At 62.0% G+C, this 21,918-nt stretch carries 21 protein-coding genes; 5 read left to right on the plus strand and 16 right to left on the minus strand.

Annotation, left to right across the window (positions count from 1 at the left end; translation table 11 throughout):
- Window positions 1-61 precede the first annotated feature (61 nt).
- From hypA to D1Y85_RS10420, 13 genes are all read right to left on the minus strand, one after another.
- A complete protein-coding gene (gene hypA, locus D1Y85_RS10365; protein WP_124150955.1) occupies window positions 62-403 on the minus strand; it encodes a hydrogenase maturation nickel metallochaperone HypA in 342 nt (113 codons plus the stop codon).
- A complete protein-coding gene (locus D1Y85_RS10370) occupies window positions 396-1,406 on the minus strand; it encodes a HupK protein (protein ID WP_124150956.1) in 1,011 nt (336 codons plus the stop codon). Before D1Y85_RS10370 ends, hypA begins: the two co-directional genes overlap by 8 nt.
- Window positions 1,403-1,918: a [NiFe]-hydrogenase assembly chaperone HybE gene (gene hybE / locus D1Y85_RS10375; protein ID WP_246024859.1), complete on the minus strand. Its 516-nt coding sequence runs from the start codon at window positions 1,916-1,918 to the stop codon at window positions 1,403-1,405. Before hybE ends, D1Y85_RS10370 begins: the two co-directional genes overlap by 4 nt.
- A gap of 4 nt (window positions 1,919-1,922) precedes the next feature.
- Complete coding sequence (locus D1Y85_RS27525) at window positions 1,923-2,132, minus strand: rubredoxin (protein ID WP_246024860.1); 210 nt, start codon at window positions 2,130-2,132, stop codon at window positions 1,923-1,925.
- Window positions 2,132-3,016: a hydrogenase expression/formation protein gene (locus D1Y85_RS10380; RefSeq protein WP_124150957.1), complete on the minus strand. Its 885-nt coding sequence runs from the start codon at window positions 3,014-3,016 to the stop codon at window positions 2,132-2,134. Before D1Y85_RS10380 ends, D1Y85_RS27525 begins: the two co-directional genes overlap by 1 nt.
- Window positions 3,013-3,459, minus strand: a complete 447-nt coding sequence (locus D1Y85_RS10385) for a thioredoxin domain-containing protein (protein WP_124150958.1) — start codon at window positions 3,457-3,459, stop codon at window positions 3,013-3,015. Before D1Y85_RS10385 ends, D1Y85_RS10380 begins: the two co-directional genes overlap by 4 nt.
- Window positions 3,456-3,764, minus strand: a complete 309-nt coding sequence (locus D1Y85_RS10390) for a HypC/HybG/HupF family hydrogenase formation chaperone (RefSeq protein ID WP_124150959.1) — start codon at window positions 3,762-3,764, stop codon at window positions 3,456-3,458. Before D1Y85_RS10390 ends, D1Y85_RS10385 begins: the two co-directional genes overlap by 4 nt.
- Entirely contained in the window at window positions 3,764-4,393 is a 630-nt protein-coding gene (gene hybD, locus D1Y85_RS10395; RefSeq protein ID WP_124150960.1) for a HyaD/HybD family hydrogenase maturation endopeptidase, read from the minus strand. The genes D1Y85_RS10390 and hybD overlap by 1 nt, the downstream gene beginning before the upstream one ends.
- 15 nt (window positions 4,394-4,408) lie before the next feature.
- The gene (gene cybH / locus D1Y85_RS10400; RefSeq protein ID WP_124150961.1) at window positions 4,409-5,137 is read right to left on the minus strand and encodes a Ni/Fe-hydrogenase, b-type cytochrome subunit; all 729 of its coding nucleotides are present in this window, start codon (window positions 5,135-5,137) and stop codon (window positions 4,409-4,411) included.
- 15 nt (window positions 5,138-5,152) lie between these two features.
- Window positions 5,153-6,943, minus strand: coding sequence for a nickel-dependent hydrogenase large subunit (locus D1Y85_RS10405; RefSeq protein ID WP_124150962.1), 1,791 nt, complete (start codon window positions 6,941-6,943; stop codon window positions 5,153-5,155).
- Window positions 6,940-8,058 carry a hydrogenase small subunit gene (locus D1Y85_RS10410; protein ID WP_124150963.1) on the minus strand — a complete coding sequence of 373 codons (1,119 nt, stop codon included), beginning with the start codon at window positions 8,056-8,058 and terminating at the stop codon, window positions 6,940-6,942. Before D1Y85_RS10410 ends, D1Y85_RS10405 begins: the two co-directional genes overlap by 4 nt.
- 231 nt (window positions 8,059-8,289) lie before the next feature.
- The gene (locus D1Y85_RS10415; RefSeq protein WP_124150964.1) at window positions 8,290-9,372 is read right to left on the minus strand and encodes a HoxN/HupN/NixA family nickel/cobalt transporter; all 1,083 of its coding nucleotides are present in this window, start codon (window positions 9,370-9,372) and stop codon (window positions 8,290-8,292) included.
- A 275-nt stretch (window positions 9,373-9,647) separates the two neighbouring features.
- Window positions 9,648-9,926 carry an FAD-binding protein gene (locus D1Y85_RS10420; protein ID WP_124150965.1) on the minus strand — a complete coding sequence of 93 codons (279 nt, stop codon included), beginning with the start codon at window positions 9,924-9,926 and terminating at the stop codon, window positions 9,648-9,650.
- Between the two features lie 196 nt (window positions 9,927-10,122).
- Here D1Y85_RS10420 and D1Y85_RS10425 point away from each other — a divergent pair, with 196 nt between their 5' ends.
- Together D1Y85_RS10425 and D1Y85_RS10430 are read left to right on the plus strand one after the other, a co-directional pair.
- Entirely contained in the window at window positions 10,123-11,175 is a 1,053-nt protein-coding gene (locus D1Y85_RS10425; protein ID WP_124150966.1) for a type I glyceraldehyde-3-phosphate dehydrogenase, read from the plus strand.
- 466 nt (window positions 11,176-11,641) lie between these two features.
- Window positions 11,642-13,063 carry a DUF2252 domain-containing protein gene (locus tag D1Y85_RS10430; RefSeq protein WP_124151057.1) on the plus strand — a complete coding sequence of 474 codons (1,422 nt, stop codon included), beginning with the start codon at window positions 11,642-11,644 and terminating at the stop codon, window positions 13,061-13,063.
- Window positions 13,064-13,333: 270 nt separating this feature from the next.
- Here the strand turns inward: D1Y85_RS10430 and D1Y85_RS10435 are convergent, their stop codons facing one another.
- Together D1Y85_RS10435 and D1Y85_RS10440 are read right to left on the minus strand one after the other, a co-directional pair.
- Window positions 13,334-14,944 (minus strand): FAD-dependent oxidoreductase, encoded by a 1,611-nt coding sequence (locus D1Y85_RS10435; RefSeq protein ID WP_124150967.1) that lies wholly within the window; start codon window positions 14,942-14,944, stop codon window positions 13,334-13,336.
- The gene (locus D1Y85_RS10440) at window positions 14,941-16,596 is read right to left on the minus strand and encodes an acetolactate synthase large subunit (RefSeq protein ID WP_124150968.1); all 1,656 of its coding nucleotides are present in this window, start codon (window positions 16,594-16,596) and stop codon (window positions 14,941-14,943) included. The genes D1Y85_RS10435 and D1Y85_RS10440 overlap by 4 nt, the downstream gene beginning before the upstream one ends.
- A gap of 181 nt (window positions 16,597-16,777) precedes the next feature.
- Between D1Y85_RS10440 and D1Y85_RS10445 the strand changes: the two genes are divergently transcribed.
- The gene (locus D1Y85_RS10445; RefSeq protein ID WP_185218948.1) at window positions 16,778-17,950 is read left to right on the plus strand and encodes an AraC family transcriptional regulator; all 1,173 of its coding nucleotides are present in this window, start codon (window positions 16,778-16,780) and stop codon (window positions 17,948-17,950) included.
- Window positions 17,951-18,026: 76 nt separating this feature from the next.
- Here D1Y85_RS10445 and D1Y85_RS10450 read toward each other — a convergent pair whose 3' ends face one another.
- Window positions 18,027-19,583 (minus strand): methyl-accepting chemotaxis protein, encoded by a 1,557-nt coding sequence (locus tag D1Y85_RS10450; RefSeq protein WP_124150970.1) that lies wholly within the window; start codon window positions 19,581-19,583, stop codon window positions 18,027-18,029.
- 568 nt (window positions 19,584-20,151) lie between these two features.
- Between D1Y85_RS10450 and D1Y85_RS10455 the strand changes: the two genes are divergently transcribed.
- Together D1Y85_RS10455 and D1Y85_RS10460 are read left to right on the plus strand one after the other, a co-directional pair.
- Complete coding sequence (locus tag D1Y85_RS10455; RefSeq protein WP_124150971.1) at window positions 20,152-20,826, plus strand: histidine phosphatase family protein; 675 nt, start codon at window positions 20,152-20,154, stop codon at window positions 20,824-20,826.
- 26 nt (window positions 20,827-20,852) lie between these two features.
- Window positions 20,853-21,881: a phosphotransferase gene (locus D1Y85_RS10460; RefSeq protein ID WP_124150972.1), complete on the plus strand. Its 1,029-nt coding sequence runs from the start codon at window positions 20,853-20,855 to the stop codon at window positions 21,879-21,881.
- Window positions 21,882-21,918: the final 37 nt, after the last annotated feature.

Consider the following 21,918-nt stretch of genomic DNA (forward strand, 5'->3'; position numbering starts at 1 on the left):
TTTGCGCGCCGTCGCGCGGTGGTTGGATGAGCCCGTTCCGCCAGGTATTGTTTTGCAGCCGTCAGTCGACGACCATGCCGACGACGCGCATCTGGTCACCGTCCGTCACCGCAAGCTGATAACTGCCGCAGGCAGGACAGCCTTCGCCGCGCCGCCGCACTTCGACCGTACCCGCGCATCGCATGCACCACGCGTGGCCGGGCGGCTCGTGGATCGTGACGGCGCTGCCGCTGGCAACCGAGCCGCGCAGCGCCACGTCGAGTGCAAAGCGCAACGCGCTGGTATCGACGTTCGCGAGTTGTCCAACTTCCAGCTCGACTTCGCGGATGCGCCGGTAGCAATTCCGGCGCGCCTCGCCCTCGATCAGGTCACGGATGCTTTGCGCAAGGGACATTTCATGCATGACGGTCGACCTCGATACGGTATGGCGCGCAGGGATCGAGCAACAGCGCGAGACGTTGCGCGAGGGGTTGCGCGGCGCTCCATCGCAGACCGCGAAGTGCGTCCGGCAGCAGGCTGGTCCGGCCGAGGTTCCACCGGGTCGGCGGTACGATCCGGTACGCTGCGATCCTGCCATCTTCGACGCGTGCGAGATGCACGAGCAGACCCCGCGCGCAATACGCCCAGCCTATGCCGATGTCACCTCGCCGCAGGCCACCGGTCACGCGGGATGCACGGTTCGCACAAAGACGCGCGAGATGTTGCAGCCGCGAAGTCAGCAACGCGCTCGCGAGGTCAGGTCCCCGGCCAGGAGCGTCCCAGAGATCTGCATGGGCGGGCCAGCCGGAACCGGACGTAGCGGTAACGTCGGCATCGCGGGCGAGCAGAACCGTTTCGGCATTTTCATGCACGTTACGCAATACGTTCGCCGGCATGACCGACACCGGCCGTTCAGCGCGTTCGAGCAGGCCATGCAGCCAGCGCGCCGGCAGCGTGCCCGCGCTGGCGGCCCAGTTCGCGAGATCGAACTCCGGCCGTGTCAGCCACGCGGCTGCGGACATCCCGAACACGTGTTGCTCGCAAAAATCGGCGATGTGCGCTCGCGAGTCGAGTCGCGCCCACTGTGCGATCTCGTCTTTCGCCCAGGCACCCCCAAACACGGCGGGGAAATCGATCAACCAGCGCCGCAGCGTTTCGCGCGCCGCTTCCAGTTCGATCGGCTCGGGGTCTGCTGCATCCGGCGAAGGGGCCTCCAGCGCCGCGGCGAGCGCGTGCGCAGAGGCCGCGCACTGTGCGTGGCGGCACAGCACAAGGGTCGTGCTCAACAATGCCGGGACCTCCGCTGCGCCGCGACCAGTCAAGAGACGCTCGACGGGCAGCGGCGACCACTGGCTGGCAACGGTGTGCACACATTCGGCGTCGCCGCGCAACGTCAGCGTCAAAACCGGGACCTGCAACAGGGTCATGGCCGCAGTCCAAACAGACGTCGCCGCGACGCGGTAGGTCGATCTTGCTGCGAACGCGTCGTCGGGCTGGCAGATCTCAGGTTGGCTGGAGCGGAGTCATCCGGTTCGAACAAGAGCCGCAGCGTCTCGTGCGCGGTCGCGAGCGCAGTCTCCTGGTCGGCAAACTGCTGTGCCGGCGAAAACAGCGAGCACATCCGGAATTCGCCGAGCGTATCGAGACGCGCCGGCATGAACGGCATGGTCGCGCCCGGCAGCGCGATTTCGAACACTGCATCGGCGCGCGCCGGTGCAAAGGGGGCATCTGGCGTGGGGAACTGCAGCAGATTGATGCTCCATGGCGTAACAAGCACGCCGATCCAGCCGGACTGCCACGGCCGAAAGCCGACAGCGGCGACGCTCAGGCGCGGATTCAGCAGCGGCAGGTCACGCATGCGCGTCTGCGCAATATGCCCGAATGCGCTTTCGATCCGATGTGTCAGCTCGGCGCCGAACGACGATGCGACGGGTGTCATGATGTCAGTCCGGCAGCACCATGAACTGGTCGCGAGCACCGTCGCACACCGGGCATTTCCAGTGTTCGGGCAGATCGGCGAACGGCGTGCCGGGCGGAACATTCCAGACCGGATCGCCCTGCGCCGGGTCGTACACGTACCAGCAGATCTTGCACTCGAGCCGGCTATGGGCGTGCAGTGCATTGTTGTCGCCGAGATAGCTGCCTTCGAACATCAAGCCTGCTCCAGCCATTCCACGATTTCGCGCAGATGACGCAAGGAGTCGGCGAGATCCTCCGCCGACGCCACGGCGACTTCCGGAATGCCCGTGATATCGAGTGTGTCGAGCAGAATCTTGTTCGTGCCGTCGAAGTAACGCACGCGCCACACGTAACGCCAGCCGGTCGCGATGACGGTGCACTTGCCGTAGCCCGTCGAGAAAATGCCGACCGTCCCTGCTCCCAGCATGTTTTCGAGCCACGCGATATCCGCGGGCGTGACGGGCAACAGGCTGAAGTTGACGACATGGCTGCCCGCGCCGTGCCGGGCGAGCGCCCTCGCCTGGGCCGCGACGATTTCTGTGGCGACAGACGGGGCGTTCATCAGGTCATGACCTGCCGTGTCCGCAACCGTGCCCTGCGTCGTACCGCTGTGCTGCGCTTCATCGAGGATGACAGCCGGAATGGCGCCGATCTCGATCCGGTCATCGATTCGCTCGCCGGTCGCACTGTCGACGATCACGCGCCAGATGCCCGGATAGCGGGATTCCTGGATGCGAACGAGCGCACCCGCACCGCAGTAGGTTTTGCGGGACGGCATGACCTGCGCCGAAACCTCGCCTTCGCCCATGACCTGTGCGAGCAGCCGATGCGCGTCGGCGCCAAGTGCGGCGACGGGGAAAACGAGCGGCTGCGTCGGCTGCGGATCGCTGGCGAGCGCGGCCGCCATGTTGCGCAACAGCGCGAGCACTTCGTCCGTACCGGGCTCGCCGGGATCGGGTGTGTCAGGCGAGCGCCAGGTTTCGACGGTGGATGGCAGCGGCAGGCAGGACCAGTCGTCGGGTTCGGGCTGCGAGCCCGGACCGGTGGTCACGACCGGAACGGGAAAGGGACGGCTCATGATCTGGCTCCGGACACCGATAGTGGAATCGGTATCGGTTGAGGCGCTTCGGTCCGCAGGCGCGCGAAGGATTGCACGTAATCCGCCCAGTCGCGCAGCCCTTCGATCGAGCCGACGTAGCGACCTTCCCGCAGAAAGATCAGCGCCGGGTGACGCAGTACGCCAAATCGCTTTGCAGTCGCCGCGCTGTCCGGCGGACAGGCGAACGCGACACGGAACGCGTCGGGTCCGAACTGGTGCACGATTTCCGGCAGGACGACCGTCAGATCGAAAAATTCAGGACGCTGCGCCGGATCGTCGAGCGGAAGCACGATCAGCATTCCGGTGCCCGCGGCGGCGACGTCGTCGAGCGTATCGGGCACCAGCTCCGTGAAACCATGCCCGAGCAGTTGTCCGCGCAACCGTTCGAGCGTCGGCGCGGTCGAGGTGGCCGGGGTTGTCATCGCATGACCTTTTCGCGTAAATGTTCCGGCAGTTCCGGCTCGCGATCGGCCAGATCCGCAAAGTAGCTGTCGACGCTGGCCTCTCCACGTGCGATTGCTTCGAGCGCCGTGAGCGCCGCGTCGATGTCGCGTGCGCGTGTCTCGTCGATCACCTCGCGCGCCGCGCCGAGAAACGTCAATACCCACGTGCCGGGCGCTACCGGTCCGGTGAGCGACAGATCGACCGTACACGGACCGCCGCGACTCTCGCACTGGGCGCGCAGACCATTGACGTGCAACACACGTGCAGGGATGCCGATGCACATCAGGTTTGCTCCGGTGGATGCCAGAAACGCGTGTCGCCTTGCCGGTTCGCACGTTGTTCCGAAGGACGCTCGTCCTCGTAGCGCGACAGCGAAAGGCCGCTCGCGTTCAACGGTGCAGCGGGCGCATCGGTTTCGTCCCGGGCAATGGGTAACGCACCCCAGCGCCGCAGCCATTCGCACGCAACCGCCACAGCCGGTTCGATTTGCGCCCTGACGGCCGGACGCAGACTGCCGCCGAAATCGTCCAGTTCGACCGGCTGCACGCCGATCAACACCAGTTCCGCGGGGTAATGCCCCTTGAGTTGCGCACAGGCGAGCACATCGGAAAATCCGGCCTGATGCAGGCTCATCTTGCGGGCGTTCAGGCAGGCGGGAACCGCGTCACCTTCGCGCACGTCGAGCGTGCCCGGTTCCAGACCGAAATCGACTGCATCGAGCACGATGAGCCGGTCCGCCGACTCGACGAACGGCAGCAGCGCGAGTCCCTGCGTGCCGCCGTCCACGAGTTCGACGTTATCCGGCCATCGCCATAGCGCATTGAGCCGCTCGACCGCACGCACGCCGAAGCCCTCGTCCGCCCATAGCACGTTGCCGATGCCGAGCACGACAATACGCGTCCTGTCAGCCATGGTTGTTTCCATGCTTCAACTCTTGAACATCCGGAAGCCGCTGATCATCGTGGAAATCATGCTCTGCTTCGACATGATGTCCTCACGGATCGCGGCGTAGACGTGAATCATCACGAACAGCACGATGCTCCACATGCCGAGCCGGTGCCAGCTGTGCAGTGAAAGGCTGTTGCCGCCGAACATGGCGATCACCCAGCCGAACAGGTGGGAAGCCCAGCTATCGGCGCCCAGCCCCTCTCCGTACAGCGCGAAACCGCTGACGCTCATCAGTATGGCCACGATGAAAAAGCCGAACATCGCGATCTGTCCGAGCGGATTGTGACCGACGTACTTGCGCGGATAGCGTGCGAGGAACAGATACCAGCGCAATTCGTAGAACATCTCGCGCCACCACTGGGGATCCCAGACCGGAACGATAAAAATTTCGCGCGAGAACGTGTTGCCGAAGAACGCATAGCACGCGCGAAAGATCAGGCCGATCGCGAGCACATAACCCGCGCAGAAATGTGCGAAGCGGATATAGCCCATCAGGAAGTGCGCGCTGGCTTCGCCGGACAAGGTCGGCAGCGGCTTGCCGATGAAGTAGCCGCTCGCGCACAGCACCATCACGGACAAAACCGTCAGCCAGTGCCACAGACGCACCGGCGCCTGGTACACATAGACGGACACAACACGCTTGCCGCCGAGTTCCGCGGGGGCGTTGCCGTCGAATCCGTAGGTTTTCAGATGCTGGTTTTTCGACATGGTCGTCTCCCGGTCCTAGCGCACTGTGACGTTGACCAGTTCCTCGCCGGCCGGCCCGATGACATGGGTGGAGCACGCAAGACAAGGGTCGAAACTGTGCAATGTGCGAAGAATTTCGAGCGGCTCGTCCGGACGTGCCATCTTCGTCTGCATCAGGCTTGCCTCGAACGCGCCGATCTGCCCTTTTTCATCACGCGGACTGCCGTTCCATGTGGTCGGCACGATGCACTGATAGCTGTCGATCTTCGTGTCGCGAATCTTGAGCCAGTGGCCGAGCGCGCCGCGCGGCGCCTCGGTGAAGCCGACGCCCCGCACCTCGGACGGCCATGTCGAGGGCTGCCACTTGTCGACGTTCGCCGTGGACGTATCGCCAGCCTTGATGTTGGCCATCAGCCGGTCGAAGAAGTACTTCATCTTGTGCGCGGACCACTGCGCTTCGAGCGCGCGGGCTGCTGTGCGCCCCAGCGTGGAGTTCAGCGCGGCGACCGGAACGTCGAGTTGCCGGAGCAGCGCGTCGACCGGCTCGCGAATGTCCGCGCGGTTCTGGTGATAGCCGATCAGATAGCGCGCCAGCGGTCCTACCTCCATCGCGTGACCGCGCCAACGCGGCGCCTTGATCCACGAATACTTGCCCGACTCGTCGATCTGCTCGATTTTCGTTTTCGTTCCGCGGGTTGCCCCGCCAAGCTCGAAGTGCGGCTCGGTTTGGCCGTCGTACGGATGCAGGCCATGTGTTCCCTCGGGATAGCGGTACCACGAGTGCGCGACGAACTCCTGGATCTCGTCGGGATTGACCAGATCCACCTCGTGGATCTCGTTGAAGTTGCCGTTGATCACTGCCCCGCGCGGCACCAGCAGGCTCTTGGCACTGTAGTCGTTCGCGTGGTCGGGAAAATCGCCGTACGACAAGACAGCCTGCGAGGACAGTCCGCCGCCGATCGCGCCCCAGTCCTTGTAGAACCCGGCAATCGCCATCACGTCGGGCAGATACACCTGATCGCAGAACTGGATCGTCCGGTCGATGATCTGCGACACCAGATTCAACCGCTCCATGTTGATCGCGCCGACCGCCCCTGTGTCGTCGATGTTGATCGCACATGGCATCCCGCCGACGAGCCAGTTCGGGTGCGGGTTCTTGCCGCCGAATACCGTATGGATCTTGACAATGTCCTTCTGGAAGTCGAGGGCTTCGAGATAGTGCGCGACCGCCATCAGATTCGCTTCCGGCGGCAGTTTGTAGGCCGGGTGTCCCCAGTAACCGTTGCGGAACGGGCCCAACTGTCCCGACTCGACAAAGCGCTTCAGACGGGACTGCAGATCGCGGAAATAGCCGGGCGACGACATCGGCCAGTCGGAGATGCTTTGCGCCAGTTCCGACGTGCGTTTGGGATCGGCCTGCAGGGCAGACACCACGTCGACCCAGTCGAGTGCGTGAAGATGGTAGAAGTGGACGAGGTGATCGTGCGCCCAGAGCGTCGCCTGCATCAGGTTGCGGATCAGGTTCGCATTGTCGGGAATCGAAATGTTCAGCGCGTTTTCGACCGCGCGCACCGACGTCAGCGCATGTGTACCGGTACACACGCCGCAGATGCGCTCGACGAACGCCCACGCGTCGCGTGGATCGCGGCCCTTGAGAATCACTTCCAGACCGCGCCACATCGTGCCCGTGGAAACCGCATTCGTAATGACATTATTGCTGTCGAGATTGACCTCGCAGCGCATGTGTCCTTCGATGCGCGTGACGGGATCGACGACGACGCGGCGTCCACTGTTATCGAGCGTGAAGCCCTGGGTTTCGTAGCTCATTGGCCGTGTTCCTCGCGTGCTGCTTCGTCATGTGTTTCGTGGAGCGATTTCAGGTCTTGCCGCTTGAGTACAGAACTCTTGATTGCGCTGACGACGGCGTGTGCGGCGATCGCCGCGCCGGCGGTGCCCGCGACAGCCAGACCGATACGATCGGCATTCGATTCGATGCCGAACTGGTTGATATCGACGACCCGGTCATAGAACGAGCCCTTGTCCCAGAATCCGTTCTCCGAGCAGCCGAGACAGCCGTGCCCCGACTGGATCGGGAACGAAACGCCATCGTTCCAGCGCACCGTCGAGCACGCGTTATACGTGGTGGGTCCCTTGCAGCCCATCTTGTAGAGGCAATACCCCTTGCGCGCACCTTCGTCGTCCCAGCTTTCGACGAACTGCCCCGCATCAAAGTGAGGCCGGCGATAGCACTTGTCGTGAATGCGCTGGCCGTAGAACATCTTTGGCCGGCCCTGACGATCGAGCGGTGGAATCCGGTCGAACGTGACGAGATACGTGATGACCGCAGCCATCACCTCCGGAATAGGCGGGCAACCCGGCACCTTGATGATCGGCTTGTCGAGAATCACGTCGGCGATCGGGGTCGCGCGGGTCGGGTTCGGCTTGGCTGCCTGCACGCAGCCCCACGAAGCGCAGGCGCCCCACGCGATCACGGCTTTTGCATCGGCCGATACGCGCTTCAATTTTTCGACGAACGGTTCTCCGCCAGGAAAGCAGAACATGCCGTCCTCGTTCAGCGGCGGATTACCCTCTACCGCGACGATATAGTTGCCTTTGTAGCGGGTCGTGATGTCGTTCAGGATGGCTTCGGCCTGCGTGCCGGCTGCTGCCATGATCGTATCGTCGTAATCGAGCGAGATCATCGACAGGATCGCATCCTTCGCGAGCGGGTGAGATGAGCGGATGAATGATTCGGTGCAGCACGTGCATTCGAGGCCATGCAGCCAGATCACCGGCGTGCGCGACTTCGTTTCGAGCGCGTGGGCGATACGGGGGATGAACGACGAGCCAAGCCCCAGCGCCGTGGCGGTGAGGCTGCAGAACTTGAGGAAACTGCGCCTCGTCACGCCCTGACTGCGCATGGCATCGTAAAAGGTTTCCAAGTTTCCCCCTTTGCTTGTGAGATTTATCAAGGACGACAAATGAATATTCTGCTTGCACAGACAAATCCAGCTTGCGCCAAATCAAATTAGCGCTCGCCTTAAACACCCAATCGATACCGGGAATTACCCCTGGTTTCCACTACCCGCATATAACTCCGGACTCCATACGAATATTGAGATAACGTGATGTACCTTTTGGCTATGCAACACATGGCTCGGCGCGTCCCGCTTTTATTCAGCCTGACATCCGGCGGAACCGCCGGGGGCCGCGCCCGGCTCCTCGTCGAGTCGTTTCCAGCGATACACCGCTGCGGACAGCACCCAGCTCATCACCAGCACGCCGATAATCGTGTAGCCCACCAGCGCGAAGTTGTCGTTCAACCCGCCGATGAAAGTCCAGAAGCGGCCCTCCAGATGCATTCGTCCGGCGATCAGTCCCAGCCCCTCGATGGCTCCGACCAGTACCGCCACCAGCACCGAGACGGTCGTGATCGTGATGTTGTAGTAGAGCTTGCGGACTGGTTTGATGAACGCCCATCCGTAAGCGCCCGTCATCAGAACACTATCGATCGTATCGATCAGCGTCATGCCTGCCGTAAAGAGTACGGGAAACACCAGAATCGACCAGATCGGCAATCCCTGTGTCGCGCCCGCCGCCGCGATGCCGAGCAGCGCAACCTCGGAGGCGGTATCGAAGCCCAGTCCAAACAGAAATCCGAGAAAGTACATGTGCGAGGGGCGCGTGATGAGCCGGAACAATGGACGGAATAACCGCGCAAGGAGGCCTCTGTTCGCCAGCAGCTGATTGAGGTCTTCGTCTTCGTACCGCTCCCCGCGGCGAACGCGCCTGAACGCGCCGACCAGCGACTTCAGGGTCACAAGATTGACCAGCGCGATCGCGAACAGGAAGAACGTCGACACGAGTGTGCCAATCATCGATCCGATCTCGCGGAAATCACCGAACCGGCGCCGTAATTCGAGTGTCGTAGCCACGATCGCGAGCGATGCGAGCACGACGACCGTCGAGTGCCCGAGCGAGAACATCAGCCCGACGCCTATCGGACGTTGGCCCGTCTGCATCAGTTTGCGCGTGACGTTGTCGATGGCGGCGATGTGATCCGCGTCGACCGCATGTCGCAATCCCAGCGAGTACGCGAGCAGGCTCGACCCCATCAACAGCGGATAGTCGCGAAACGCCATGAATGCCCATGCCCACGCACCGACGTTGAATGCGATCAGCAAGCCGAACAGTACAACGATGGGCCTATACGTCGGGAAGGTCTGGCTGACCAGATCCCTTGGGGGGCAGGACATGGATCGTCTCAGGAATCGTGCGTTATCCACCAAAGTGCCGCGTGAAATATGCTTGCTGCATCTAACCGTGGTGCGGCATTTTATCCCCCTCTAATTTTGCGATAAGACGGAGGGCGAATTTTCTGCGCGAACGCAATTATTCGATTCACATGGCACTGCGAGTTCTTGACAATCGGGACACTGAATCCCTTGCGGTTGTCGTCGTACCGGTTGTGATACAAATCCGATGCGTCGGTCTGTCAGGGGGCGCGGCGGGCCTGGACGGCCCTGCTTGTTCAGATTTTTCCGGTGACGTCCCGTGCTGCAGTTCTGGCAGTCAACACGCGCCCCGGAAGGAAAGCCCCTTCGAGGGAGCACTTGCCGCAGGCCCCGCCATTGCCGAACCCCGCTGCCTCACCAACGCAGCAGAGGCCGGAAATGGCGTCGCCCGCGCCGTCAAGAACGCGGCTCTGCAAGTCGCTCACGAGTCCGCCCGGACTCCATGTGATCTGCCTTGGAATTTTCGGACCATCTAAAATTTGAGAGAATGGCTTCCAACGGAGAAAGGAAGACATGAAAAAGAGCCGGCTTACCGACGAACAGATGTAATGCCCGATACATTGCGAACGTATTGACGCAACGCCGGGCACGTCATAATGTACTTTCCTTGCAGGCTTATCTCAATTTTCACCATGCATTTTTCCTGGCTACGCATCGAGGAAAAGCATGAGTGAATCCAGTGTTTTAACACTACTCGTTAATTAATTTTTCATGAATCACGCCGTGCCTGATAGGTTCCCTGCACCGTTGCGTATTGCGATCAACGGATACGGCCGCGTCGGCCGTTGCCTCCTGCGGGCAATATATGAGTCGGACTACCGTAATGCCTTCAGGATTTCGGCCATCAATGAACCTGCCGATCTCTCGAGCATGGCTTACCTGACGCGCTTCGATTCCACCCACGGGCGCTTCCCGGGAAAGGTCGAAGTCGGAGAACGCACGTTGCTTATCGAGGGCGAACCAATCCCGGTATTCCATGAGACCACGCCCGAGCGCGTCGACTGGCGAGGCCTCGAAGTCGATCTGCTCGTCGAGTGTTCCGGGCGCTACGGCGATCGCGCATCGCTGACGCGTTTTCTCGACGCGGGCTGCACGCGGCTGCTGCTCTCGCATCCGGGTGACAGCGCTGCGGATGTCGACGCGACGGTTGTATTCGGCACGAATCACGGCATCCTTTCGGGCAAGGAGCGTCTCGTGTCGAACGCTTCGTGCACAACCAACGCGACCGTACCGGTACTTTCACTACTGCACCAGGCGTTCAATATCGAACAGGTGCAGCTCACGACACTGCATTCGGTAATGAATGACCAGCCGCTGATCGACGGCTATCACCACTCTGACCTGCGCAGAACACGCTCGGCGATGCAATCGATAGTCCCCGTTTCGACGGGTCTCGCGCGTGGCGTGGAACGCCTGCTTCCGGAACTCAGGGGCCGCGTGCATGCCAAGGCGATCCGAGTACCGACCCACAATGTGTCGGCGATCGACATGGTGTTGTCGCTAGGACGCGACGTAAGTGCTGCGAGTGTCAACGAACTGCTGAAAAGCGCAGCGGCCGGCCCCTATGCCGGCCTCATCGCCTGGTCGGACGACCCGCATGCTTCGATCGACTTCAATCATGATCCGCATTCTGCAATCATCGACGGCGCGCAGACTCATGTCAGCGGTCATCGTCTCGTGAATCTGATGGTGTGGTTCGACAACGAGTGGGGCTTTGTGAATCGCTTGCTGGATGTGACGCGCCATTGGCTCCGGGACGCTTGACATCGGCGTTGGCAACCGCCCTGTCAATCCGGTTGAAACCGATATTTGCAGCGGACTTTTAATCGTTACCCTAACTAAAGTCATGCCGTGCAATTACACGGCAGCGGAATAGCTCGCATTCTTTTCCGCTCAGATATCTCACCGCGCCTCACCTTGAAGTTTTATCTAACGTTCATCACAACCTGAAACACTTTCTTGCCGTGAATGTCCATTAATTCATCCACAATGGCTTCAACGGTTTCAACATAGATGTAGCCCAGTGCAAATGTGAGCGGACACGGCACACCAGCCGGTCGGTGTCATGCCATAAAGAGCGAAGTGTGGTCGTACCGCTTATGCCAGGAACGATATCGCCTGCCTGGTCTTCAATCTATACTTCGACTATCAAGGCATCCCGCAGCGAACACAGAAATCGCCCGATCCCATGCGCGATCCGAGCCGGTGGGGCATGTTCCAGGAAACAGCCATGGACAAAGCCGTTAATTCAAAAAACGCAGGTGCGGCCTATGAGCCGGAGACTGCGTATCTATCGTCCGATGAACGCGCGTCTCAAGGGCGAGCGTTGCGCAAGGCGGTGCCACGGTCGTCGCAGGCCGGCTGGACGCCGGCGACGGGGCGCCGCGACCCGGTCGAACTCCTGATCGAATCCAACGAAGGCCGCATCCCAAACCTGATTCCAATCCGCTTCGGACGCATGTCTGCGTCGCCGTTCGCGTTCTACCGCGGTGCGGCCGCAGTGATGGCCGCCGACCTTGCCACCACACCCACGAGCGGAATCCGGGTGCAGGCATGCGGTGACGCGCACTTGATGAACTTCGGCGGGTTCGCGACGCCGGAGCGCAACGTGATCTTCGACGTCAACGATCTGGATGAGACGCTGCCCGCGCCGTTCGAATGGGACCTCAAGCGGCTGGCGGCGAGCGTGGTGATCGCGGCGCAGCATCTGGAATTTTCCTCCAGCGACACGATCCACATCATTTCGGGTCTCGTCCGCGAATACCGGAACCGGATGTACGACTACGCGTCGATGAGGGCGCTCGACGTCTGGTACGACCGCATCGACCTGCAAAGGTATGAAGATCGGTCGGGCGATCCCTCTGTCGTCGACGCGGCACGCAAGCGGATCGCGGAGCGGATTGAAGTGGTGCGGCGCAAGACCGTGCCCGACCATCTTTATCCGAAGCTCGTCTGTGAACAGGGCACACTGCCGAGGATCAAGGACGATCCGCCGCTGATTTTCCATCCGACGGATGAAATGGCCCCGGGTTTCACGTCGGGCTATGCGGAGGCCATCGCTGCCTATCGCGAAAGCCTCGCCGAACATGTCCGCGTTCTGTTCGACCGGTTCCAGTTCGTCGACCTGGCAGTCAAGGTGGTCGGCGTGGGGAGCGTGGGTACGATGTGCAGCGTGGGCCTGTTCATGGCGGGGGACAACGATCCACTGTTCCTGCAGGTGAAAGAGGCGCGGGCCTCGGTACTCGAACCCTATGCTGGCAAGAGCCTGCATCTCAACCAGGGCCAGCGCGTGATCGCGGGCCAACGCATCATGCAGGCCGCAAGCGATGTGTTTCTCGGATGGACACGCGGCGCCAACGGCCGCGATTTCTATATCCGTCAACTTCGTGACATGAAGATGTCCGTCGTCATTGAGGATCTGGATGAGGACCTGCTGCGGCAGTACGGGCGCATGTGCGCCCACGCTCTCGCGCGGGCGCACGCCCGCTCAGGCGACGCCGCGACGATCACGGGATACATGGGCTCAGGGCACACTTTCGATGATGCGATCACCGAGTTCGCGACCGAGTACCCTACCCAGAATCGACTCGACTACCGGGCCTTTATCCGTGCCATCAAGGAAGGGCGGATCGAAGCGACGATGGAGGATTGAAGCTGCCCCGCGGTTTGCGCCAGTTGGGGATCGCAAAGCGGCCCTATCATTTATCACCCTATTCTCGCTGCCGCTCGGCTCCTGCCGCCGGCAGGCGTCGGCTGTGTGTGGAGTTGGTTGGCGGTTAGTTGCATTAATCCCCAGATCTGCTGTGAATCAATTCCCTTCGACCGCCGAATACCGGTGACACGTCGCGCGCTGGATCGGCCACGTCTCATAGCGCCATCGTCGCTTGCAGCCGCTGCGGAGGACCTGGACGGCCCTGCCCGTTCAGATTTTTCCGGTGATGTCCCGTGCAGCAGCTCTGGCCGTCAACACGCACCCCGGAAGGAAAGTCCCTTCGAGGGAGCGCTTGCCGCACGCCCCGCCACCGCCGAACCCCGCCGCCTCGCCAACGCAGTAGAGGCCGGAAATGGCATCGCCCGCGCCGTCAAGAACGCGGCTTCGCAAGTCGGTCACGAGTCCGCCCAGGCTCTTGCGGGTGATGAGCTGCGTCTGGATGGCAATGTAGGGACCGGCGCCACGCTTCTGCAACGGCGCAGGCTTGCAGGTACGCAGGCTATCCGGCCGCCACTGGCGCGCATGGAGGATGCGACGGATCTGCGCATCGTTCTGCAGCTTGCTGCCGTTGGCGAAATTGGCATCGAAGGCGTCGGCGGTCGCCTGCAATACCTCGGGCCGCACATGCTCGGCGCCGGTCAGCGCATTCATCCGTGCGGCAAGACCGGCGAGCGTATCGTCCACCAGGAAGTGCCCGCTCTCGCGCGCGAGCTGGTGCACGAGCCGATGGTTGCCGAGCAGCGTCTCCTTCATGAAAAGAAGGAACTGGCGATCCCGCAGTCGCACGTTGTGCTCCGCGCCCGAAATCGCCAACTCTTTGGCGGCAATGCGCCAGTTCAGCAGGTGCCAGGTCCAGGGCTTCGACTCGCCCGCCACGCGCTGACAAAGATCGTGCGTGTCGAACCCCGTCACCAGCGGATCGGGACCGATGCGCCGGCCCTGGTGGTCGAGCCACAGCGCCGACTTGCACGGAATCATGGACAACCCGTGACCCTCGAAGTGAGGCTGCGGATGCGGGATGCCTGCGGCGTAGTTCCACATCTCGCCCGCGGCGGTGATGCGCCCGCCGAAGCCCTCCACCAGCCGATGAAGCTTGCCGTCGGACGAGGGATGAGCGCCGTTGAGCATCGTAGCCGGCAACGGTCGGCCGGCTGGCCAGTTCGCCCGGGTTTCCTCATGGCCGCCGTTGATGCCCCCCATGGCCAGCACGACGACCGGCGCGGCGAAGCGCAATTCTTCGCCCGTTCTTTCATCCACGCCGCTCGCACCGGAGACCGCGCCGCCTGAGCGATCGAGGCCGGTGATACGCATGTGGCTCAGCAGCTCAAGCCGACCCGCGCCGCCCGCGCGCTCTACAGCCTCGATCATGCGCAGGGTCAGCAGACGCGATGTGCCCCATAGCACGTGATAGCGGGGCACGCTATTGCCATCGCCAAAGCGGCCACGCTCGACCCAGTTCACGGCGGGCAGGAACTTCAGACCGTGACCGATGAGCCAGTCGTAAACGTCCGCCCGGGAATGCTCCACGTAATGGCGCGCCCATGCGAGGCGCAGCGTGTCCGTGTCGCCCAGTTCGCCGAAGCGAATCCAGTCGGCGAGCGCCCGTTCGGGCGTATCCGGTATTTTCATTCGCGCCTGCAACGGCGTTCCCACGAGCGCCATGCCGCCGAAGGCCCACAACGCGAGGCCGCCGAGGCGCTCGCGACTGCCGCGATCCACGAGCGTCACGGTCTTGCCCGCCTGAAGGCATTCGAGCGCAGTCACAAGTCCGGCGAGACCGCCGCCCACCACCAGCACATCCGATCGCAGAATCCGGGTCATGGCGCCAGCTTCCGCTTAAGTGCCCGCGCCACGGGGTCAGGCAGTGTGCCGAGAGAGCGCAGCAGCCAGGGCAGCACTCGCAGCTTGAGGCCAGAGAAAACACTGGGCACCACAGCTTCGATGAGATGGGTGCCGGGGCTGGCGAGCGCCCGTTCGAGCGCCGCGGTGAAATCCTCGGCTGTAGTGACGCGTACGGCGGGAACGCCCATGCCCTCGGCAAGCTGCACGAAATCCAGTCCGGGACTGTTCAGATCGAGCTGGGCTTTGGCTTTCGGGCCGGCTTTCCCGGCACCGACACGCTCCAGCTCCACATTCAGGATTCCATATGATTTGTTATTGAAGATGATCGAGACGACGTTCAACCGTTCCCGCGCCATGGTCCACAGTGCCTGGAAGGTGTACATGGCGGAACCGTCGCCCACCAAGGCCAGCACCTGGCGATCCGGGCAGGCTATCGCGGCGCCCACCGCTACGGGCAGGGCCTGGCCGATGGCGCCGCCGGTGAGCGCCAGCACGTCGTGACGGGGCGCACCCGCGGTGAACATGGGCAGCATGGTGCCGGAAGTCTGCGCTTCATCGACGATGATGGCGTTCTGCGGCAGCAGATGGCCAACGGCCTTGCACACTTTCTCGGCGGTCAGCTTGCCGCGTGGACGGCCGGGGCGCAGGGGCGCCTGCAGCGTCGGTGCAACCTGATCGGCGCCAAGTTGCACGCACAGGCTTTCCAGCGAACCGGAAACATCCTGATCGGGCGACGCGAGTTCATGCACGGTGCAGCCTTCGGGCACCAGATAGCTCTTTTTGCCGGGATAGGCGAAGAAGGACACCGGTGCGCGCGCGTCCACGAGGATCAGGTTGTCGAGGCCCGCCAGCTGTACCGAGGCCATTTCAGCCAGATAGGCGATGCGCTCGACGTGGGGCAATCCCGCGCCGCGTTCGAGCCGCGTCGGGAACACTTCGGCGTAGAGCCGCGCGCCGGTTTGCGCGGCGATGCGCGCGGCGGCCAACAGCGTTGGTTCGCGCAAGGCGCGCCCGCCCAGAAGCAACGCGTTCCGGCCACCCGCCTCGAGCACGCGAGCGATTTTTTCGATGACATCGTCGGCGGCACGCGGCGGTTTCGCGATCTCCGGCGCGGACACCGGCACACCGCCCTCTCCCCAGGACACATCGGCCGGCAGGATCAGCGTCGCAACCTGTCCTGGCGGCCCCTTCGCCGCGGCGACGGCTTCCGCGACGTCCCGGCACAACTCCGCCGTGCTGCGCGACGTGCGCACCCAGCGCGATACATTGCGGGCGGCCGTCTCGATGTCCGACTGCAGCGGCGCGTCGTACTGCGCGTGAGCAATCGCATGATCGCCAACGATATTGACCACCGGCACATTGCCCTTGCGGGCGTTATGCAGATTCGCGAGACCATTACCCAGACCGCAACCGAGGTGCAGCAGCGTCGAGGCCGGTTTGTCGGCCATGCGTGCGTAACCGTCTGCGGCGCCCGTCGCCACGCCCTCGAACAGCGTCAGGATCGCGCGCATGTCCGGCGCCGTATCGAGGGCAGCGACGAAATGCATTTCCGACGTTCCGGGATTGGTAAAACAGACTTCCACACCTGCATCGAGCAGTGTGCGCAGCATTGCTTGAGCGCCATTGGCCATCGGGTCGGTCTCCGCGTCGATTTCTGTGGCTGGTTTGCGTTTTTCTCGTTTGCTCCGACACCCAGGAGTGGGTCCGGAACCCGCCGTGCCGCGATCGCATCTTATGCCTTCGATGCCGTGGTCTCCGCACGGCGGGCAGCGCTGGTTTTCCACGCGCAGGCGATTCGCTGAGATCTCCATCATGAAAGAATTGCCCGGATGCGTATTGACACTTCACGACAAAAAATTCACATTTGGCGACACCACCCGTGACACGCCCAGCCGAATGACCATTCTTGTCCGCTCCGCAACGCTCTCGACCTACGAAACCCTGGCAAGCGATCTCGGGCTGGACGTCCCCGCCCTCCTCTCGCGGTTCGGCATTCCGCTTCAGGCGCTGCGCGATCCGGACCTGCTGATCTCCTATCAGGCCTTCATCAACCTGCTCGAATATTCCGCTTCCCTCGGACGCTGCCCCGATCTCGGCTTGCGTCTCGCACAGGCGCGCGGCATCGGCATTCTCGGACCCATCGCCGTGCTCGTGCGCCACGCCGACACCCTGGGCAATGCACTCGCGCTGGCCTCCCGTTATCTCTTCGTCCACAGTCCGGCCCTGCAACTTGGAACGCGCACCGTTCCCGGCCGTCCCGACCTGCTCGACGTGGTCTGCGACATCACCCACGCCAACCTGATCGCGCGGCCACAAGTCACCAGCCTGTCCATCGGCATCATCTGCCAAGGCCTGAACGCCCTCACCGGTGCGCGCGTGCAGCCGCGCCTCGTTACCCTGCCCCATGCGCCCGTGGCATCCGAAGCGGCCTATCAGGAGGCGTATGGCTGCCCGGTACAGTTCATGGCGTCGTCGGCCGCGGTGCGCATCGCCGCCGACGATCTCAACGTTGTCGTTTCGGAAAACGATCCGCAGGTGAAAGCGCTGGCCGTGAGCTATCTCGAGCAACTCGGCGGCAGACCGCAGACGCTCTTTTCCGATCGTGTGCGCTCGCTCGCACGCAATTTCCTCGGCGCGGGCGAGGCGAGGCACGCCGACATCGCGCGAGCGCTATCGGTTCATCCGCGCACGCTTCAGCGGCGGCTGGAGGTGGAGGGCGTCACGTTTGAGCGATTGGTGGATGACGTGCGCAAGGAGCAGTTCATGGCGCTGATCGAACTGCGCGTGGGACCGAGTCTCACGCAGATCGCCCATATCCTCGGCTATGCGGAGGTATCGGTGCTGACACGCAGTTGCAGGCGATGGTTCGGTGTCACGCCGGGGGCGATGCGCAAGCGTACGAGGGGGCAATGGAGGGTGCCGGAACTCGATGAAGCCGGGATTATCCCGAGCGAAGTTGACAATCGGCGGAGTGGGTTGGCATAGCGGCGCGTCTACCAACAACGACAAGTAGACGCCCCGCCGCAAAGCCAAAGCCGCGCAACTGAACAGGTTCGCGGCGTCAGCACTCCAACTTGAATACATTGACCGCCTGCGTCAATTCAGCAGCCTTCTTGTCTAAAGCATCCGCCGCGGCAACAGCCTGTTCGACCAGTGCTGCGTTCTGTTGTGTCGTCTGGTCTATCTGGACGACGGCCTGATTGACCTGTTCGATGCCATGCGTTTGCTCGTGGCCGGCCGCGGCGATTGCCCCAATGAGGTTCGACACGCGGCGGATACTCTCCACCACTTCTTTCATCGTCGCACCTGCCCGCTCTACGAGAGAAGTCCCGGCACCCACCTTGTTGACCGAATCGTCGATCAAGGCCTTGATCTCTTTGGCTGCAACTGCGGAACGTTGCGCCAGAATGCGTACTTCACCAGCAACAACCGCAAATCCCCGGCCGTGCTCACCGGCGCGTGCTGCTTCCACCGCCGCATTGAGTGCAAGAATGTTGGTTTGAAAGGCGATGCCGTCGATGACGCCGATGATGTCGACGATCTTCCTCGACGACACGTTAATGGCTGACATTGTGCCAACCACTTCCGCCACGGCTTCCCCGCCCTTACCGGCGACATCAGAAGCGGCAACAGCCATCTCGCTAGCCTGACGCGCATTTTCCGCATTCTCTTTCACGGTAGCCGTCAGTTCCTCCATTGTCGCGGCAGTCTCTTCCAATGACGCTGCTTGCTGCTCGGTCCGGGACGACAGGTCAAGATTGCCGGCATTGATTTCGCCTGCGGCACCCGCGATGGCGTCGGCTCCCGAGCGCACTTTGGTTACGATACCCAGCAGGCTATCCTGCATGGTTTTCATTGTGTGCAGCAGGCTGGAGTCATCGCCGGGCTTGACCTTGACTGTTTCGGACAGGTCGCCAGCGGCAATTCTTCGCGCGGCGCTGGCAGCCGCTTCCAGTTCTCCACCGACAGCCCTGTTCAAGCTTCGAATGACGAGCAGGCTTGCACCGTTGAGGAAAATCCCGACCACGCTGAGCACCAGAAAAGCGAGCCAGAAGTCCTTGATTGTCGCGTCGGTCAGGTCATCCAGATAGACACCTGTTCCGAACGTCCAGTCCCATGGCTTGTATGTCAAGACATACGTACCCTTGGGAAACACCTTGGATTGGTCCGCGTTGCCGGGCTTCGGCCAGACGTATTCCACCCATCCTTCGCCCTTGCTTCTGGCGATGTTCGCCATGTCCATGAAAGGGCGGTTTCCCTTAGGGTCCTTATAATCCGCGACGTTTTGCCCCTCCATCGAAGGCTTTATCGGGTGCAGCAGGACTTTAGGCTCGGAGGAGATCACAAAAAGGTACCCGTCCTTCCCAAAGCGCAGCGCTCTGATACGTGCCAGCGCTTGCTGTTGCGCTTCAGCCAGGGGAAGTTTGTCGGCAGCAACCATCGCCGCGTAGTCTTTGGCGATAGAGAGGCCGACTTCGGTAGCGGATTTCATCGCAAGCTGTCTCTCCTCCAATAGCCGCACTTTGTTGTGGTAGAGGCCGGTTCCTGTCACCGCCCACAAACTGAGCCAGCAAACAAAGAGAGGAGCAAAGAGCTTTGCGCGAAAAGTCAGTTTCATTTTCCCCCCGAATATTTTCTATGATGACAATTCGCAGATACCCGCATCCAAATCTGCACGAATAGTAAATGTCATCAGAGAGCTTCTTCGAATTGTTGTGTCGTTACGTTTATCTAGTTCGAGGTGATTCTCTCGCCCTGCGGGATAGTAAAACGTGAGAGCGCGACTTTTCACGAATGAATACGCATTGCTTTGATCAGGAGGGGGCATGTAACGTTGGCGAGTCTTCGGTGCGCTGCTATTGACGGTCGTAGAAGCGGGGCGTGAGCGCTGCGGCGCAACAACGTGATCGTCACCTACGGCATCGTGCACCTGTGGGGCATGATCGAGAGCGAAGGACAAGATCCGGGCCATCCGCATCTCCGCCGAGAATGTCCCAAGGGGCAAGGAAGTGCAAAACCACCTCGTCCATGCAGCGTTTCCGATGCTCCGAACCCGGTCCGTCACTGCCAGTCGCCCCGCCTCGGTCATCACAATGGCGAATGATCGTATATAAATAAAATAAATTTCATCAATACCAACCCTGCCGCTAAGCTGACTCCTTCTCCCTTCCCTGATAAAGCTTGCGATGGCGGAACTCTACCTGGTGCGACACGGACAAGCGTCGCTTGGCGCGGGTGACTACGATTGCCTTTCCGACAAAGGCGAGCAGCAATGCCTCTGGCTCGGGCAGCATTTCGCTCGCAACGGCCAGCGCTTCGACCGAGTCCTGACCGGCACGCTGCGGCGTCACGCGCAATCGCTGGATGCGATTCGTCGTGCGCTGCCCGGCGTCCCTGTCGACCACGAAGTCCACCCCGAACTGGACGAATACGATTTCCACGCGCTCTTTCGTGCACTGGGCGACGAACATCGTGATCTCGTCGAAACGAGCAAAGGCAACCCACGCGATTTCTTCAAAGCGCTTCGACAGGTACTGCATCTGTGGGCCGAGGGCGTCCTCGACACGCGCGTGCCCGAAACGTGGAGTGCATTCCAGCTACGCATCGCCAAGGTGCGTGCGATCATCCAGCAAAGTGACGCACAGCGCGTCCTGGTCGTGACCTCGGGAGGCGTGATTGGCGCGCTGACGCAACAGGTGTTGCACGCGCCGCCGGCCACGGCCATCGCGCTGAATCTGCAGATCCGCAACAGCAGCGTCACCCAGTGCTTTTTCAATCGCGAAGCGTTTCATCTGTCGAGCTTCAACACCGTCTCGCATCTCGACGATCCGCAACGCCACGCGTTCCACACCTACGGTTGAGCGCCAACAGAGACAGACCAAGAGCCATGACTCGCGAATCCACCTCAACCCCTCTTGACCTCGACAGGCTCGCCGATTATCTCCGGCAGCATATTCCGGAGTTTCGCGGCCCCCTGAAGGCGCAGAAATTCGCGGGTGGCCAGTCCAACCCGACGTTTCTGCTCGATACGCCCGAGCGCCGCTACGTCCTGCGGCGCCAACCGCCGGGGCAGTTGCTGAAGTCCGCTCACGCTGTCGATCGCGAATACCGCGTGCTGCGTGCGCTCGCCGACACCGGCGTGCCCGTCGCTCGCGCGTGGCATCTGTGTGAAGACCGCGAAGTCATTGGCAGCATGTTCTATGTGATGAGCTACGAGGACGGCCGCATCTTCTGGAACCCTGCTCTGCCGGAGGTCGAGAGCGGCACGCGTCGCGACTATTACGCATCGATCATCACGACGCTCGCAGCACTGCACGACGTCGACGTCGACGCTGTGGGCCTCGGTGACTACGGACGCGCAGGTAATTACTTCCAGCGTCAGATCGGGCTTTGGACTAGGCAATACCGTGCCGCCGAGACCGAACCGATCGCAGCCATGGAAGCGCTGATCGCCTGGCTGCCCGCGCATTGTCCAGCCGACACACAGCGCGTTTCGCTCGTGCACGGGGACTTCCGCATCGATAACCTCATTTTTGCGCACGACGCACCACGCGTACGCGCGATTCTCGACTGGGAACTCTCGACACTCGGCAATCCGCTCGCCGATCTCGCGTATTTCTGCATGTGCCTGCGCCTGCCCGCGAAGGGCAATATCACAGGTCTGCGCGGCCAGGACCGCTCGGCGCTCGGCATTCCCGAGGAAGAGGACATGGTGGCACGGTACTGCGCGTTGCGCGGTTTGCCCGCCATCGAGAACTGGAATTTTTATCTGGCATTCAGCTTTTTCCGTCTGGCTTCGATTGCTCAGGGTGTCAAGGCGCGGGCCCTGCAAGGCAACGCCTCGAATGCGAATGCGCACGAGGTGGGCGGGATGGTCGAGCCGCTAGCAAAACTCGCGGTTGAGCTGATCGACTGACGCGCCACACCATTACCCCGAAAGAAAGGAAACGAAA

Source organism: Paraburkholderia dinghuensis (assembly GCF_003837865.1).
Classification (GTDB): Bacteria; Pseudomonadota; Gammaproteobacteria; order Burkholderiales; family Burkholderiaceae; genus Paraburkholderia; species Paraburkholderia dinghuensis.

What these genes read in the sequence shown, in the direction of transcription:
- hypA (WP_124150955.1), bottom strand. Translation starts at nt 403, where the DNA reads ATGCATGAAATGTCCCTTGCGCAAAGCATCCGTGACCTGATCGAGGGC.
- D1Y85_RS10370 (WP_124150956.1), bottom strand. Translation starts at nt 1,406, where the DNA reads ATGACCCTGTTGCAGGTCCCGGTTTTGACGCTGACGTTGCGCGGCGAC.
- hybE (WP_246024859.1), bottom strand. Translation starts at nt 1,918, where the DNA reads ATGACACCCGTCGCATCGTCGTTCGGCGCCGAGCTGACACATCGGATC.
- D1Y85_RS27525 (WP_246024860.1), bottom strand. Translation starts at nt 2,132, where the DNA reads ATGTTCGAAGGCAGCTATCTCGGCGACAACAATGCACTGCACGCCCAT.
- D1Y85_RS10380 (WP_124150957.1), bottom strand. Translation starts at nt 3,016, where the DNA reads ATGAGCCGTCCCTTTCCCGTTCCGGTCGTGACCACCGGTCCGGGCTCG.
- D1Y85_RS10385 (WP_124150958.1), bottom strand. Translation starts at nt 3,459, where the DNA reads ATGACAACCCCGGCCACCTCGACCGCGCCGACGCTCGAACGGTTGCGC.
- D1Y85_RS10390 (WP_124150959.1), bottom strand. Translation starts at nt 3,764, where the DNA reads ATGTGCATCGGCATCCCTGCACGTGTGTTGCACGTCAATGGTCTGCGC.
- hybD (WP_124150960.1), bottom strand. Translation starts at nt 4,393, where the DNA reads ATGGCTGACAGGACGCGTATTGTCGTGCTCGGCATCGGCAACGTGCTA.
- cybH (WP_124150961.1), bottom strand. Translation starts at nt 5,137, where the DNA reads ATGTCGAAAAACCAGCATCTGAAAACCTACGGATTCGACGGCAACGCC.
- D1Y85_RS10405 (WP_124150962.1), bottom strand. Translation starts at nt 6,943, where the DNA reads ATGAGCTACGAAACCCAGGGCTTCACGCTCGATAACAGTGGACGCCGC.
- D1Y85_RS10415 (WP_124150964.1), bottom strand. Translation starts at nt 9,372, where the DNA reads ATGTCCTGCCCCCCAAGGGATCTGGTCAGCCAGACCTTCCCGACGTAT.
- D1Y85_RS10420 (WP_124150965.1), bottom strand. Translation starts at nt 9,926, where the DNA reads ATGTCTTCCTTTCTCCGTTGGAAGCCATTCTCTCAAATTTTAGATGGT.
- D1Y85_RS10425 (WP_124150966.1), top strand. Translation starts at nt 10,123, where the DNA reads ATGAATCACGCCGTGCCTGATAGGTTCCCTGCACCGTTGCGTATTGCG.
- D1Y85_RS10430 (WP_124151057.1), top strand. Translation starts at nt 11,642, where the DNA reads ATGGACAAAGCCGTTAATTCAAAAAACGCAGGTGCGGCCTATGAGCCG.
- D1Y85_RS10435 (WP_124150967.1), bottom strand. Translation starts at nt 14,944, where the DNA reads ATGACCCGGATTCTGCGATCGGATGTGCTGGTGGTGGGCGGCGGTCTC.
- D1Y85_RS10440 (WP_124150968.1), bottom strand. Translation starts at nt 16,596, where the DNA reads ATGGCCAATGGCGCTCAAGCAATGCTGCGCACACTGCTCGATGCAGGT.
- D1Y85_RS10445 (WP_185218948.1), top strand. Translation starts at nt 16,778, where the DNA reads ATGAAAGAATTGCCCGGATGCGTATTGACACTTCACGACAAAAAATTC.
- D1Y85_RS10450 (WP_124150970.1), bottom strand. Translation starts at nt 19,583, where the DNA reads ATGAAACTGACTTTTCGCGCAAAGCTCTTTGCTCCTCTCTTTGTTTGC.
- D1Y85_RS10455 (WP_124150971.1), top strand. Translation starts at nt 20,152, where the DNA reads ATGGCGGAACTCTACCTGGTGCGACACGGACAAGCGTCGCTTGGCGCG.
- D1Y85_RS10460 (WP_124150972.1), top strand. Translation starts at nt 20,853, where the DNA reads ATGACTCGCGAATCCACCTCAACCCCTCTTGACCTCGACAGGCTCGCC.